General features: G+C 60.3%; 12 protein-coding genes. 8 read left to right on the top strand and 4 right to left on the bottom strand.

Annotated features, from left to right (window positions below; translation table 11 throughout):
- Positions 1–167: 167 nt before the first annotated feature.
- The 8 genes from P3M64_RS04255 (at position 168) to P3M64_RS04290 (ending at position 6,484) form a co-directional block, all read left to right on the top strand.
- Complete coding sequence (locus tag P3M64_RS04255) at positions 168–1,127, top strand: ABC transporter substrate-binding protein (protein WP_132939817.1); 960 nt, start codon at positions 168–170, stop codon at positions 1,125–1,127.
- A gap of 47 nt (positions 1,128–1,174) precedes the next feature.
- Positions 1,175–2,080, top strand: a complete 906-nt coding sequence (locus P3M64_RS04260; RefSeq protein ID WP_132939816.1) for an ABC transporter permease — start codon at positions 1,175–1,177, stop codon at positions 2,078–2,080.
- Entirely contained in the window at positions 2,073–2,867 is a 795-nt protein-coding gene (locus P3M64_RS04265) for an ABC transporter ATP-binding protein (RefSeq protein ID WP_132939815.1), read from the top strand. Before P3M64_RS04260 ends, P3M64_RS04265 begins: the two co-directional genes overlap by 8 nt.
- A gap of 123 nt (positions 2,868–2,990) precedes the next feature.
- Positions 2,991–4,019 carry a GTP 3',8-cyclase MoaA gene (gene moaA, locus P3M64_RS04270; RefSeq protein ID WP_132939814.1) on the top strand — a complete coding sequence of 343 codons (1,029 nt, stop codon included), beginning with the start codon at positions 2,991–2,993 and terminating at the stop codon, positions 4,017–4,019.
- A 54-nt stretch (positions 4,020–4,073) separates the two neighbouring features.
- Positions 4,074–4,841 (top strand): NAD kinase, encoded by a 768-nt coding sequence (locus tag P3M64_RS04275; protein WP_132939813.1) that lies wholly within the window; start codon positions 4,074–4,076, stop codon positions 4,839–4,841.
- A gap of 49 nt (positions 4,842–4,890) precedes the next feature.
- The gene (locus P3M64_RS04280) at positions 4,891–5,241 is read left to right on the top strand and encodes a VOC family protein (protein ID WP_132939812.1); all 351 of its coding nucleotides are present in this window, start codon (positions 4,891–4,893) and stop codon (positions 5,239–5,241) included.
- Positions 5,242–5,471: 230 nt separating this feature from the next.
- Complete coding sequence (locus P3M64_RS04285) at positions 5,472–5,966, top strand: cupredoxin domain-containing protein (RefSeq protein ID WP_132939811.1); 495 nt, start codon at positions 5,472–5,474, stop codon at positions 5,964–5,966.
- A gap of 185 nt (positions 5,967–6,151) precedes the next feature.
- On the top strand, positions 6,152–6,484 hold the full coding sequence (locus P3M64_RS04290) for a cupredoxin domain-containing protein (protein ID WP_132939810.1): 333 nt from the start codon (positions 6,152–6,154) through the stop codon (positions 6,482–6,484).
- Between the two features lie 77 nt (positions 6,485–6,561).
- Here P3M64_RS04290 and P3M64_RS04295 read toward each other — a convergent pair whose 3' ends face one another.
- The 4 genes from P3M64_RS04295 to P3M64_RS04310 all read right to left on the bottom strand — a co-directional run bounded on the left by P3M64_RS04295 (position 6,562) and on the right by P3M64_RS04310 (position 14,047).
- Positions 6,562–8,844 (bottom strand): acyl-CoA dehydrogenase, encoded by a 2,283-nt coding sequence (locus tag P3M64_RS04295; protein WP_132939809.1) that lies wholly within the window; start codon positions 8,842–8,844, stop codon positions 6,562–6,564.
- A 20-nt stretch (positions 8,845–8,864) separates the two neighbouring features.
- A complete protein-coding gene (locus P3M64_RS04300; protein WP_132939808.1) occupies positions 8,865–11,150 on the bottom strand; it encodes a 3-hydroxyacyl-CoA dehydrogenase/enoyl-CoA hydratase family protein in 2,286 nt (761 codons plus the stop codon).
- Positions 11,150–12,289 (bottom strand): thiolase family protein, encoded by a 1,140-nt coding sequence (locus tag P3M64_RS04305; protein WP_132939807.1) that lies wholly within the window; start codon positions 12,287–12,289, stop codon positions 11,150–11,152. The genes P3M64_RS04300 and P3M64_RS04305 overlap by 1 nt, the downstream gene beginning before the upstream one ends.
- Positions 12,290–12,355: 66 nt before the next feature.
- Complete coding sequence (locus P3M64_RS04310) at positions 12,356–14,047, bottom strand: long-chain-fatty-acid--CoA ligase (protein WP_132939806.1); 1,692 nt, start codon at positions 14,045–14,047, stop codon at positions 12,356–12,358.
- Between the last annotated feature and the right edge of the window lie 78 nt (positions 14,048–14,125).

The raw sequence follows: 14,125 nt of genomic DNA on the forward strand, positions 1-14,125 counted from the left end.
CGTAAAAACGCCCAAAAAAGCGTAATTTCGTGACGATCCCTTTACATTTTTCTTTCGTGGCGTTATCAGCGCGATAAAATATTCACGCACGGACAAACGTCGCGCGGGCGGGGATTGGCGTACGTTGCGCTATTCGCCCCGACAAAATAGGACAAAGGTAGACTATCATGAAGGCTCTGCGTCTTGGTCTTCTCGCCCTGATGGCGAGTATTATGCCTCTTGCGGCCCAGGGGGCGGAAAAATCCGTCGCCATTACCCAGATCGTCGCCCATCCCGCCCTCGACGCCTGTCGCAAGGGCATCAAGGACGCCCTGGCCGACGCCGGATACGTCGCCGGGAAAAACCTGAAGTGGACGTACGAAAGCGCCCAAGGCAGTCCCACCACGGCGGCCCAAGTCGCGCAGAAATTCATCGGCGAAGCCCCCGATGTAATCGTCGCTATCGCCACCCCCTCGGCGCAGAGCGTGGCCGCCAACACCAAAACCATCCCCTTGGTGTTCAGCGCCGTGACCGACCCGGTGGGGGCTAAACTGGTCTCCAACATGGAACACCCCGGTAAAAATATTACCGGCGTCACCGACCTGTCGCCGATCGGCGCGCACATGCGCCTGATCAAGCGCATCGTCCCGACGGTGAAACGCTTGGGGATCGTCTATAACCCCGGCGAAGCCAACTCGGTATCGCTGGTCAATCTGGTGAAGAGCGAGGCTCCCAAGATCGGGATGTCCGTGGTCGAGGCGGCGGCCTATAAATCCAGCGACGTGCTCGACGCCACCCGGTCCCTGGTCGGCAAGGTGGACGCCATTTATATTCCCACCGACAACACCGTCGTTTCGGCCTTCGAGGGCGTGGTCAAGGTCGCCGAAGAGGCGAAAATCCCCCTCTTCGCCGCCGACACCGACTCGGTGAAGCGCGGCGCCATCGCCGCCGCCGGTTTTAACTATTACGATGTCGGGCGGCAGACCGGGGCCATGGTCGCCCGTATTCTGAACGGTGAAAAACCCGGCGACATGGCGGTCGAGGGCGTCTCCAAGACCGAACTGTACCTAAACCTTCGCGCCGCCGCCAAGATGGGCGTCACCGTTCCCACCGACATCGTCAAAGAAGCCAAGGACGTGATCCGCTAAAACGGGGTTCACGAAAAACGGGTGACACACTTTAACCAGGACGCGCGATGAGTTCATTTGCCTTTCTCGGCGCGATCGAGACCGGACTGCTGTTCGGTCTCGTTGCGCTTGGGGTCTTTCTTTCCTTTCGGGTGTTGGAATTTCCCGACCTCACCGTTGACGGCAGTTTTCCGTTGGGGGCGGCGGTGTCGGCGAGCCTGATCGTCTCGGGGGTGAACCCCTATCTGGCGACACTGGCGGCGATCGGGGCCGGCGCCCTGGCGGGCCTGATGACCGCGTGGCTCAACGTGCGCCTGAAAATTCTCCATCTTTTGGCGTCGATCCTGACCATGATCGCGCTCTATTCGATCAATCTTCGCATTATGGGGCGCCCCAATATCGCCCTGCTGGGCGACGATACGGTCTTCACGGTGCTGCAAAACTTGCCCATCGCGATGCATATCGCCACCCCCATCGTGCTCGCCGTCGTCGTCTTGGTCGTCAAAATCGCCCTCGACTTTTTTCTTTCTTCGCAATTGGGGTTGGCGATGCGCGCCACCGGCATTAACGATCGCATGGCCCGCGCCCAGGGTGTAAACACGAAATTTCATATTCTCCTGGGGATGGCGATCAGCAACGCCCTCGTCGCCCTCGCCGGCGCCCTGTTCGCACAAAGCCAGGGCTTCGCCGACGTCACCTTAGGCGTCGGCGTGATCGTCGTCGGCCTGGCGGCGGTGATCGGCGGCGAGGCGATCGTCCCGCCACGCACCGTGTTTCTGGCGACGCTGGGCTGCGTCATCGGTTCGATCCTCTATCGCTTGGCGATGGCGTTGGCCCTGAACGCCGATTTCATCGGCCTGAAGACCCAGGATTTGAACTTGATCACCGCGGTCCTGGTGACCCTCGCCATGGTCTTGCCGGGTATGCGCAATCCCCTACGCCCGCGCCGCGCGAAAGGGCCACCTCATGATTGAAGCCAAGGGCCTGCACGTCACCTTCAACCCCGGAACCCCGATGCAAACCCGCGCCATGCGTGGCATCGACCTAACCATTTCCGAAGGCGAATTCGTCACCGTGATCGGCTCCAACGGGGCCGGAAAAAGCACCTTCCTGAACGCGCTGGCCGGAGAAATCATCGTTGACCACGGCCACATCGTGATTGACGGCGACGACGTCACGAAATGGCCCACGGCGCGCCGCGCCGGGCGGGTCGCGCGCGTCTTCCAAGACCCCTTGGGGGGAAGCTGCGCCAATCTGACCATCGCCGAAAACATGGCCCTGGCCGCATCCAGGGGCAAGCGCCGCCGCCTATGGCCGGCCCTGACCCACACCATGCGCGAGACTTTCAAGGCGCGCATCCACGAATTGGACCTGGGTCTGGAAAATCGCCTCAACGACAAGATGGAATTGCTGTCGGGCGGACAGCGTCAGGCCGTCAGTCTGCTGATGGCGACCTTGCGGCCGATGAAAATCCTCCTCCTCGACGAGCACACCGCCGCGCTCGACCCGAAGACGGCGGCCTTCATCTTGGATCTGACCCGCACCATCGTCCGCGAACGCCGCCTGACCACGGTGATGGTCACCCACTCCATGCGTCAGGCCTTGGATATCGGAGATCGCACCGTGATGCTGCACGAGGGACGGGTCGTGCTCGACGTATCGGGAAGCGAGCGCCGGGGGTTAACGATCGAAGACCTGCTGCACATGTTCGAAAAGGTGCGTGGGGAAACCATCGACGACGACGCCCTGCTCCTAGGCTAAGCCCCGACGGATATACCCGCAGGAAAATTGGGGACGATTTTCAACGAAAGACGTATTATCTATTGACCAAGCGTTATATACATATTGACTTAACGATCACGAAACAAGGCGACGGCCATTCTCATGGAAAAGCACGCTCACAAGGATACGCAAACGCCATCCATGACCGACCCTTTTGGGCGGCGTATCCGTTATCTTCGCGTGTCGGTGACGGACCGCTGCGACTTCCGCTGTCAATATTGCATGTCGGAAGACATGACCTTTTTGCCCAAAGCCGACATCCTGAGCCTTGAAGAACTCGATCGGGTCTGCAGCGCCTTCATCCGCCGAGGCGTGAAAAAACTCCGTCTGACGGGCGGCGAACCTCTGGTCCGGCGCGGCGTCATGGACTTGGTGCGCGAACTGTCGCGCCACTTGCGTAGCGGCGCCCTCGAAGAATTAACCTTGACCACCAACGCCAGCCAATTGGCCAAATACGCCCATCAGCTGGCCGGCCATGGCGTCAAGCGGGTCAACGTTTCCTTGGATACGCTGGATCCCAAAAAATTCGCCGAAATCACCCGCCGCGGCGCCCTCGATAAGGTCCTGAGCGGGATTGACGCGGCCCGGGACGCCGGGTTGAAAATTAAGATTAACACCGTCGCCTTGCGCGGATTCAATGAATTTGAGTTGGACGATCTCGTCATATGGTGCGCAAAACGAGGTTTCGACCTGACCTTTATCGAAACCATGCCGTTGGGCGATATTGGCGGCGATAGAACGGAACAATACCTCCCCCTGAGCACGGTGCGCGCACGCTTGTCGGCGCGCTGGACGCTTGTTGACAACAGCCATTTCTCCGGTGGCCCGGCGCGTTATGTCACCCTCGAAGAAAGTGGTCAAAGAATTGGCTTCATCACGCCGATGACCCACAATTTTTGCGATACCTGCAACCGCGTGCGCATAACGGCGACAGGAAAGTTATATATGTGCCTAGGTCAAGATAGCGCCGTTGACCTGCGTGAACCTTTGCGCCACAGCGAAAGCGACGTCGCCCTTAACGCCGCCATCGACAAAGCCATCGCGCTTAAGCCCCGGGGGCACGATTTTACGATCGAGGAAGGTCGCTCCGGGCCCGCCGTCGCCCGACATATGAGCGTAACCGGCGGATAGCCAGCATCATACGCATAGGGTATACTTCCCGCGCAATCGATCCGGCGGGACCTTATGAAATTCAAAACCATCGCCTTCGTCGCGGCGCGCCAAAAAGAGGCGCAGGATGCTCTCGTTCGCTTGAAGGCGCGCTACAAACATGTTCCGCCCTCGCGCGCCGACATTATCGTCGCCCTAGGCGGGGACGGCTATATGTTGCGCACCTTGCACCACTACCTCAATAGGCGCGTTCCGATCTATGGCATGAACCGCGGGACGGTCGGCTTTTTGATGAACGCCTATCGCGAAACGGGGCTTCTCAAACGGTTAGGCCGGGCCGAACCCGTGGAGCTGCATCCCCTGCGGATGATCGCAACCGACACCAAGGGGATCGTCCACGAGGCCCTCGCCATCAATGAAGTCTCTTTGCTGCGTCAGACCCGTCTCGCCGCGAAAATCCGCATCATCGTCGATGGCGTCACCCGATTGGAGGAAATGATCTGCGATGGCGTCCTCGTCTCCACGCCTGCCGGCAGCACCGCCTATAATCTTTCCGCCCACGGACCGATCATCCCGATCGGCGCGGGCGTGCTGGCGTTGACCCCGATCAGCGCTTTCCGTCCCCGGCGCTGGCGCGGCGCGCTCCTGCCGCATAACGCCGAAGTAACCTTCGACATACTCGACCCGGCGCAACGCCCGGTCAGCGCGGTCGCGGACGGCACCGAGGTGCGCCGGGTGCAATCGGTGAGCGTACGCGAGGATCGGGCGAACAAGCCGATCCTCTTGTTCGATCCGGAACACAACCTGGAGAACCGCATTCTCACCGAGCAGTTTTTACCCTAAACCCGCGGACAGACCCCGATCTAACGCCAACACCCGGGAGAAAACACAAATGACACCCCGAAACAACACGATAAACTATATCGAATTTCCTCTCATCGACGCCAAGGAAACCCAGCGCTTTTATGCGCAGGCCTTCGGGTGGGAATTTACCGCCTGGGGCGAGGACTACCTCGGCTTTAGCGGGGCCGGGATCGACGGCGGTTTCAACGCCGTGGATGACGCGAAACCGACCGAACCCGGCATCCTTGTGGTGTTATACGCCGACGATCTAGAACGAAAAAATGAGCTCGTCGCCACCGCCGGGGGGGAAATCACCAAACCGATTTATGCCTTTCCCGGTGGGCGCAGGTTCCATTTCCGCGATCCCAACGGCAATGAACTGGCCGTCTGGTCGGCATGACCAATTCGCAAACCCAACACACACAACACTCTAAAACCCGGTAGAGCATCGGGCGACGTAAACGTGTCGTTATCGCCGCAGTCGAACGCATGCGTTCGCGGCTGTCTCCTCTTTTTGCACCCTCGACGCACAAATAAGGTGCAAAACTACAGCGCCTTGCCCACATCTGAGAAAGGCGCCTCACGCCTGCGTTTTCGCGTAAAAAAAATAATAACGAGAGGACAACTCCCATGGCCGCAAAAACCGCCATAACCATAAAAACCTTCACATTGCTTTTTGTATTCACGACCGTTCTAAGCGGCGCGCTTGGCCGCACGCCCATGGTCCACGCCGCGGACATCCCCCCCGGTCGCCCCGGCGCCCCAACTCACGTCGATCGCACCATTACCCTAGCGATTAAGGACAAAGGCTTCGGCCCGAAAACCATCAAGGTTAGGGCGCATGAAACCGTTCGTTTCGTCGTTAAAAACCATGACAATATCCATCACGCATTCGTCCTGGGCGCAAAAAAGAACCCCGCGACGACCCCATCGGCCATGTTGGCCACGCTTGACGGCGAAGACGTTGAACTGACCCCGACGGCGCCCTGGTCCGTTGACATTCCCGCAGGCGCGAGTCGAGGCCTGATCTGGACTTTCGCGTCGGCGGGCGCGGTCACGTTTTACTGCACCCAACCCGGACACGAGGCCGAGGGCATGCACGGCACGATCTCCGTCATAAAATAATTTTTCTCCCCTCAAGCCATGGAGGGGGAGCGTTCGCCCCCCCCCTTTCCCGATTAGGGTCAGATTAATAGGTTCTGACCCTAAACCGACGGAAATAAAGCGGCGCGTTGACATTACGCCAACGGGAAGCTTTAGGCTCGTCTTCGATTATGACAATCAGAGTCACCGACAAGGGGGGTACATCTATGAAAATGGACACCGCTTCGTTTCTCGGTTTATGCGTTTTGGTCTTAACAACGGTGCATGCGCCATCTGCGCGCGCGGAGGAATCGGTAACCTTCGGAGAAGCCGGCTCCGCCGCTCATGTCGATCGCACCGTCGTCGTCGAGATGAAGGCCATGGCGGAAAAAGGCATGACCGACACCATGACCGTACCTTGGGCGGTAAGCGTTCCTGCGGGTAAGACCAAAGAACTGATCTGGAAATTCGCGGGTCCCCCGACCAAAATCAAGTTCGACTGCAACATTCCCGGTCATTACGAATCGGGCATGACCGGCGTTATCGACATCACAAAATAGTCTTGTCGCTTCACCACGCCACCGGCGCTTAATGCGCCGGTGGCGTGATTCGGTGGGTTTTTCGCCCGCCTTGCAATCTATCCCTTAAGGCCCTTGTACGTATCCGGAGAAAAGACATCAACCTGGATAACTTCCCAGCGCGCCTCTTCGGCGTCTTTGAGTTTCTGCGCTTCGTCGTCGTCGATCAGATCCGCCGCCTTCGCCTGATCGATCATATCCTCTATCGGTCCCCTTTTCAGCGTTTTCCCACGGACCGCGGCCTGAATTTTTTTGCGCGTCGCATCCGTGGCCAGGATTTTATCCAGCGTCGCCTCAAGTCGGCCGAGGCCGTTTTTTTCGGCTTCGGGGATATGAATATCGGGGCTCAATTTTTCCCGCACCGAACTTCCGTCCGTAAGACTTCCGGCGACAGTTCTCGAAAGCGCGTCATTGACGGGTGCATAGCGCCCTCCCAGGGGGAAAATCACGACGCGCAGAAGTACGCGCGCCCACCACAGCGGAAAATTTCGCACCGCGGCGAGCAGGGCCTGTTCGCTCTGGAATAAGGCGTGCTCACATGCCCATCGCAAATGGGGCAATTGCGATGGCGGGCGTCCGTCGTCGTGAAATTGTTTGAGGGCGGCGCTGGCCATATACATCCAGGCCAACACATCGGCCATCCGCCCGGAAAAGCTTTCCTTGCGCTTCAGTGCGCCCCCCAAACTCATCAGGGCGACATCGGTGGCGAAGGCGAACCCGGCGCTGAGCCGGGTCAGGCGGCGATAATACTTCGCCTCGGGTCCCATCACCGGGGAATCTGCGAACATCGCCCCGCTAACGGCATGGCCGAACGCCCGTCCCGCATTCTTGAAGATATGCAAGATATGACCAAAGAACGCTCGGTCGAAGGCCTCCATATCTTTGGCGGCGATCGCCTGGATTTCATCTTGCACATAGGGATGACAGCGCATCGCCCCCTGACCGAAAACGATCAGCGAGCGCGTTAAAATATTCGCCCCCTCCACCGTGATCGCCACCGGGACGCCCAAATAACCCCGGCCCAAGATATTGCGCGGCCCCCGACAAATTTCGGCGCCGCCGCGAATATCCATGGCGTCGTTGACGCGATCGCGCATGCCCGCCGTCAGGTACGCCTTGACGATGGCCGAGATCACCGCCGGTTTTTCCCCGGCATCGACCGCGCCCGCCGTCAACCGCCGGGCGGCGTTCATGAAGTAGGCATACCCACCGATGCGCGCCAGGGCCTCCTGGACCCCTTCGAAGCGCCCGATCGGCAGGCCGAATTGTTCGCGCACCACGCCATAGGCGCCGGCCACGCGGGCCGCCAGTTCGACCGCCCCCACCGAGAGCGCGGGCAGTGAGATCGAGCGTCCCGCCGCCAGACTTTCCATCAGCATGCGCCAGCCCTGGCCGACCCCTTCACGCTCGCCGATCACGAATTCCAGGGGGATAAAGACCCCCTTGCCGCGCACCGGGCCGTTGTGAAAGGGCACCCCCATGGGATCGTGATGATCGCCGATTTCCAATCCTTTCAGCTTGCGCGGCAACAAGGCGCAGGTGATGCCCAGGTCCTCGACATCGCCGAGCAACCCGTCGGGATCATAGGCGCGAAACGCCAGACCGATCACGGTCGCAACCGGGGCCAGCGTAATATAGCGCTTATCGAAATCGAGGCGCAGCCCCAAGACCTGCTTGCCGCCGTAACGCCCCTTGGCGACGACGCCCCGGCTGGCCCCGTTGGCGGCGTCGCTGCCCGCGCCCGGTTCGGTCAGGGCGAAGCAGGGAATATCGTCCCCGCTGGCCAGCTTCTTCAGGTATTTGTCCTTTTGCGCTTGTGTTCCATAGTGCACCAGCAATTCACCCGGCCCCAAGGAATTGGGCACCATCACGGTCACCGCGGCGGCGCTGCTGACGCTGGCGATCTTGGTCACCACGGCGGAATGGGCGATCGCCGAAAAGCCATGGCCGCCATATTCCTTGGGAATGATCATGCCGAATAGGCGATGTTTCTTGATCAACGCCCAGGCCTCGGGCGGCAGGTCCCGATCCTGGGCGATTAGCCAATCGTCCAGGGCGCGGCAAAATTCCTCGACCGGGCCGTCGAGATAGGCTTGTTCCTCGGCGCTAAGCCCCTGCGACGTAAAGGCGAGCAGCTTTTTCCAATCGGGTTTGCCGGAAAACAGATCGCCATCCCACCACACGGTGCCGGCCTCCAGGGCGATCCGTTCGGTCTCTCCGATGGCGGGCAACATGCGCCCGACCAAACGCATCAGCGGCGCCGAAATCAACGAGATGCGAAACGACGACACCCCGAACACCACAATCAAGGCTATGACGATTACAATCACTATCCAGGTCATTCGACCCTCCTTCTGTCGTCTCAATTGCGCAGCGGTTTTCCGGTCTTAAGAATATGCGCGATCCGGGCGCGGGTCTGGGGGGTATGCGCCAAGCGTAACAGCGCATCGCGTTCCAGGTCCAGAACACGGTCCGCTTCAAGCGGTTCCGTCATATCGCAATCGCCGCCGCTGAGCACCCGCGCCAACTGCAAGGCGACCGTTTCATCATGCGCCGTCGCCAAGCCGCGCTTGACGAAATCGTGGATCGCCAAGACCAAGGCCGCCTTCCCCGTCGGTCCGGGCAAAACCAAGGGCTGTGGAGCGGGCGGCATATAGCCCTCGACCATCTTCAGCGCCCTTTGTTTGGCGTCGAACAAGACCCGATCCCGGTTCATGGTGGCCCCGTCGGTGGGGCGCAAGAAGCCCGCCTCGCGCGCCTGTTCGGCGGATTTGGCCACCGTCGCCGTGGCGATCAGTTCGAACGCCTTCATTACCGGCGGCATCGGTCCTCTGGGCGCGTTCTCGCGAACCGCCCAACGGGACAACATTTCCACACAGCCGCCCCAACCGGGGACGATACCAACCCCGGCCTCGACCAACCCGATGTAGGTCTCACTATGGGCCTGTATCGCATCGCAATGCAACACGATCTCGCAACCGCCCCCCAGCGCCATCCCACTGGGCGCGGCGACAACCGGAAACGGCGCGTGTTTCAACGCCCGATAAACCCTCTGCCCCCGTTTCACCATCCAACGAACGAACGGCCACAGGCCGAATTTCCCGGCATAATGGAAAAGGCCGATATTCGCCCCGACGGAAAAATTCGCGCCCTCGTTATAGATCACCAGCGCGCGCGGTCCGATCTTCACCACGCGCGCGATCATCGCCAACGTCAACGGGTTGATGGTGTTCATCTTGGAATGAAATTCCAGGCATAGCGCACCGTCTCCGATATCCCACAGGCTGGCGGAGCCGTTGGTCGCCAAAGGCCGGGTGCGGCGCTTGACGTCTTCCAACAGCAGAACTCCCGCCGGGCGCGTCACCGCGATATATCCAGACCCGTCGAAGCGGTGCAGGCGACCAGCCGAGACCCGGTAAAAACGGCCCTCGCCGACCGCGCTCAAAAAGGACGGTGGGGCGCTCAGGCGCTGCGCCAGCCAATGCGCCCCCAAGCGGTCGATCAATTCAAACGGACCGTACTTCCAGTTATAGCCCAGACGCATGGCGCGATCGACGGCATCGATATCATCGCCGATTTCGCCGATCAGCGCCGCCGCGTAGGACAGCGTCTTGCCGATCACGGAAAAGGCGTAACGTCCCTCCGGGCTATCGTGGGACATCATCGCCCTGAGGGCGCCCTTGCCCTTTTTCGCCTTAGCCGCCTTCACCGCCGCCGGAACGGGTCTTTGCGCCGGGCCGTAGGCGCCGGTAGCGAGATCGATCACCTCTTTTTCACGTTTTGCGTTGAGACGATAAAACCCCCCCTTCCCTTTACGCCCCGTATACCCATCGTCAATCATACGGGACAGGATGTCGGGCGCCTTTCCCAGGGCGTGAAAGGCGTCATCGGACGGAAGGGCGTTTTCCAAACTGCCCAGAACATGGGGCATCAAATCGAGCCCAACCAGATCGAGCAAGCCGAATACGCCTGTTTTCGGAATGCCCATCGGCCGACCGATGAGGGCGTCGGCGGTTTCGACATCAATGCCCTGGGCGATCGCCTCGGTCACCGCGCAATGCAGCCAATAGGTTCCAATCCGGTTGGCGATGAAGCCCGGCGTATCCCGACATGCGATCACCGATTTTCCCATCTTCTGGTCGGCGAAGTTGACCACGGTGTTGATGGCCTCCTGCGCCGTATCCGCCCCCTTGACGATCTCCAAAAGGCGCATATAGCGCGGCGGATTGAAAAAATGGGTGATTAAAAAGCGTTGCCGGAACGATGGCGGCAAACCTTCGCAGAGCACCGCCAAAGGCAAGGTCGAGGTGTTCGAAGAGACGATCGCGCCGGGTTTACGCACCGTTTCGATGCGTGCGTAAAGGTCGCGCTTGATGGCGGCGTCCTCGATGACCGCCTCGATAATCCAGTCGCAATCGGCAAGCAAATCGAAATCGTCCTCGATACTTCCCGGCGTGATGCGCGCGGCGAAACGTTTGCTCATCAAGGGCGCGGGGTCGGTCTTCGCCAAGCGGTCGATCGCCTTTCGCGCCGCCCCCGGAACGACGTCGAGAAGCACCACAAGGGCCCCCGCGTTGGCGCCGTGGGCGGCGATCGCCGCCCCCATCACGCCGGCGCCGATCACCGCGATTTTTTCAATCTCGGCCATTACACCCGCTCCATCACCGTGGCGATCCCCTGTCCGCCGCCGATACATTGCGTCGCCAGCGCCCAACGCCCCCCGGTGCGCCCAAGAAGCGCCGCCGCCTTGCCCGTAATCCGCGCCCCCGTCGCCCCCAGGGGATGGCCCAGGGCCAAGGCCCCGCCGTCGAGGTTGACCTTCGCCGCGTCCAGGCCCAACTCCCGGATCGAGGCGATCGATTGCGAGGAAAACGCCTCGTTCAATTCGACGACATCCACATCGCCGACCTCGATCCCGGCCCGCGCCAGCGCCTTGCGCGAAGACTCGACAGGGCCGATCCCCATAATTTCCGGGGCGCAGCCCGAGGTCGCTATCCCACGCACGTAAGCGAGCGGTTCGAGACCGTATTTTTCGGCGTACTCGGCGCTGCACACCAGTACCGCCGTCGCGCCATCGGTCAACGGCGAAGCGGTTCCCGCCGTCACCACCCCGTTTTGGTCGAACGCCGGTTTCAGGGTGCTCAGACCTTCCATGTCGGTGCCGGGACGGATACAGCCGTCGGCTTCGACGCGCGCGCCGCCCGGAGTCGTGATCGAGACAATTTCGTCGCGCAACAATCCGCCTTCCTGAGCGGCGGCGGCCTTGCGGTGGCTTTCAACGGCGAAGCGGTCCTGCGCGTCGCGCCCAATATCCCATTTCGCCGCGACGTTTTCCGCCGTTTCCCCCATCGACATGTAGGCCTGGGGGTAGCGTTCGGCCAATCCGGGATGGGGCATCGGATTAAAACCGGTCATTGGAATCCGGCTCATCGATTCGACCCCGGCGCAGATAAACGCCGCGCCAGCGTTCATCTGGATCGCCCCCGCGGCGATATGGATCGCCTGCATCGACGATCCGCAAAAGCGGTTGACCGTCATCCCCGATACCGAAAGCGGAAGATCGGCGAGAAACCCAACCAAACGACCGATATTGAAACCTTGCTCACCTTCGGGAAAGGCGCACCCCAAAATCAAATCTTCGATACTGTCGGGAGCGACGCCGGTGCGCACCATCAGAGCGCGGACGACCTGGGCGGCCAGGTCGTCGGGTCGGGTTTTCACCAACGCGCCCTTGTTGGCGAAAGTAAACGGTGAGCGGACATAGGCCGCAATCACGACAGGTTTCATGAACGGGCTCTCCTTAACGATGTTGTTTCTTTACGCGCGCGACCACCTCCGTCGCCCGCGCGGTCTTTATTCCGGCGCGTCGTTCGGGTTTCGATTTTTCGCCTTTTCCTCGTGCACCAGTTCTTTTTTCGAGAGTTTTCCGATCAAGGTCTTCGGCAGTTCGTCGCGGAACGCAATCTCGGCCGGACGCTCCATCGGCGTCAGATGCTCGCCGACGAAGACCTTCAGGGCTTCTTCGTCCACCGCCGCGCCCGGGCGCACTTTGACAAAAGCCTTGGGCACTTGGCCGCGCAGAGGATGATCGATGGCGATGACCGTCGCTTCCTCAACCTCGGGGTGACGCATCAACACCTCCTCGATATTGCGCGGGTAGACTTTATACCCTCCGGTGATAATGATGTCCTTCAGGCGATCGATCAAGAAAACATAACCGTCCTCATCCATATAACCGACATCGCCCGTCCTCAACCATTCTCTGTCCAAAACCTGCTGCGTCGCCGCGGTATTTTGCCAGTATCCGACCATCACCTGGGGGCCGCGAACGACGATTTCGCCTTTTTTTCCGCGTTCCAAAACAACGGTGGGGTCTTCCAGGTCGCGCACCTCGATATCGGTCCCCGCCAACGCGGGGCCGATCGATCCTGCTTTTTGCACCCCGTCCGGTGGGTTGAACGACACCACCGGCGAGGCTTCGCTGAGGCCATATCCTTCGATCAAGGGACACCCGGTCAGTCCCTCAAACGTTTCCTTCACCGCCAACGGCAGCGGCGCGCCGCCCGACACGCAATGGCGCAACGAACTGAAATCATGGTTCCGCACACGGGGATGGCCCGCCAACGCAGCGTAAACCGTGGGCACGGCGGCGATCAACGTCGCCTTCTTGCGCGAGATCGCCTTCAACAATTGGTCGGCGTCGAACCTGGGCAATAAGATAAGCTGCGATCCCGTGGCGATCCCCAAATTCATCAACACGGTCATGGCGTAGACGTGAAAGAACGGGATCACGGCGACAAATTTTTCCTGACCGTCGCACAGCGCCCCCAGCAAAATACGCACCTGCGCCGTATTCGCACGGAGATTGTAGTGGCTCAGCATCGCCCCCTTGGGGGCGCCGGTGGTGCCGCCAGTATACTGGATCACCGCAAGATCGCGCCTAGGATCAATCGCGGGCGGCGTGAAAACGCCATCGTTATGGATCAGGGCGTCGAACGCAATATGCCGTCCGTCTTTGGGCATGGCGGCGATTTCCCGGCGCTTGAAAATCGAAAACAGCCCCTTTTTAACGAAGGGCAAGGCGGCGGCGAACCGACAGACGACAATCTTGCCGACATTGCTTTGCGTCACCTTGGACAGCACCGTTTGAAGGTCGAGCGTCAACATGATTTGAATTTTCGAATCGCGGACCTGAAAATCGATTTGCTCGGCGCTGTACAGTGGGTTGAAGTTGACCACCGTCCCTCCCGCTTTCAAGATCGCGAAATAACCGATCACATAGTAAGGACTGTTGGGCAGACACAACCCGACATTGACGCCGCGCCCCACGCCCAAAGACATCAACCCCTTGGCCGCACGATCGACACGCCGGGCGACGGCCCGATAGTTCATGGTGCGACCGAGAAAATCCAGACATGGCCGGTGCGGCCAGCGGGCCGCGGCATCGTCGAAAATAGCGTGCAGGGGGCCATTCGGAACACGAAATTCCCGCCCGCCGGTATCCGGCGTTTCGGGTGCGTCCGAGATATTGCTATCGTGCGTCATGACATCCTCCCGAACCCTCTTTCACGTTTTATAAGTAAGGCGTCTTCTTACGAAGACGAGCGATCCTTGAGCCCACCC

The organism is Varunaivibrio sulfuroxidans (genome assembly GCF_029318635.1).
In the GTDB taxonomy this organism is placed as follows: Bacteria; Pseudomonadota; Alphaproteobacteria; order Rhodospirillales; family Magnetovibrionaceae; genus Varunaivibrio; species Varunaivibrio sulfuroxidans.

Excerpts from the sequence above, each read along its gene's own strand:
- P3M64_RS04285 (WP_132939811.1), top strand. The coding sequence starts at position 5,472 with ATGGCCGCAAAAACCGCCATAACCATAAAAACCTTCACATTGCTTTTT.
- P3M64_RS04295 (WP_132939809.1), bottom strand. The coding sequence starts at position 8,844 with ATGACCTGGATAGTGATTGTAATCGTCATAGCCTTGATTGTGGTGTTC.
- P3M64_RS04280 (WP_132939812.1), top strand. The coding sequence starts at position 4,891 with ATGACACCCCGAAACAACACGATAAACTATATCGAATTTCCTCTCATC.
- moaA (WP_132939814.1), top strand. The coding sequence starts at position 2,991 with ATGGAAAAGCACGCTCACAAGGATACGCAAACGCCATCCATGACCGAC.
- P3M64_RS04255 (WP_132939817.1), top strand. The coding sequence starts at position 168 with ATGAAGGCTCTGCGTCTTGGTCTTCTCGCCCTGATGGCGAGTATTATG.
- P3M64_RS04290 (WP_132939810.1), top strand. The coding sequence starts at position 6,152 with ATGAAAATGGACACCGCTTCGTTTCTCGGTTTATGCGTTTTGGTCTTA.
- P3M64_RS04275 (WP_132939813.1), top strand. The coding sequence starts at position 4,074 with ATGAAATTCAAAACCATCGCCTTCGTCGCGGCGCGCCAAAAAGAGGCG.
- P3M64_RS04310 (WP_132939806.1), bottom strand. The coding sequence starts at position 14,047 with ATGACGCACGATAGCAATATCTCGGACGCACCCGAAACGCCGGATACC.
- P3M64_RS04305 (WP_132939807.1), bottom strand. The coding sequence starts at position 12,289 with ATGAAACCTGTCGTGATTGCGGCCTATGTCCGCTCACCGTTTACTTTC.
- P3M64_RS04265 (WP_132939815.1), top strand. The coding sequence starts at position 2,073 with ATGATTGAAGCCAAGGGCCTGCACGTCACCTTCAACCCCGGAACCCCG.
- P3M64_RS04300 (WP_132939808.1), bottom strand. The coding sequence starts at position 11,150 with ATGGCCGAGATTGAAAAAATCGCGGTGATCGGCGCCGGCGTGATGGGG.
- P3M64_RS04260 (WP_132939816.1), top strand. The coding sequence starts at position 1,175 with ATGAGTTCATTTGCCTTTCTCGGCGCGATCGAGACCGGACTGCTGTTC.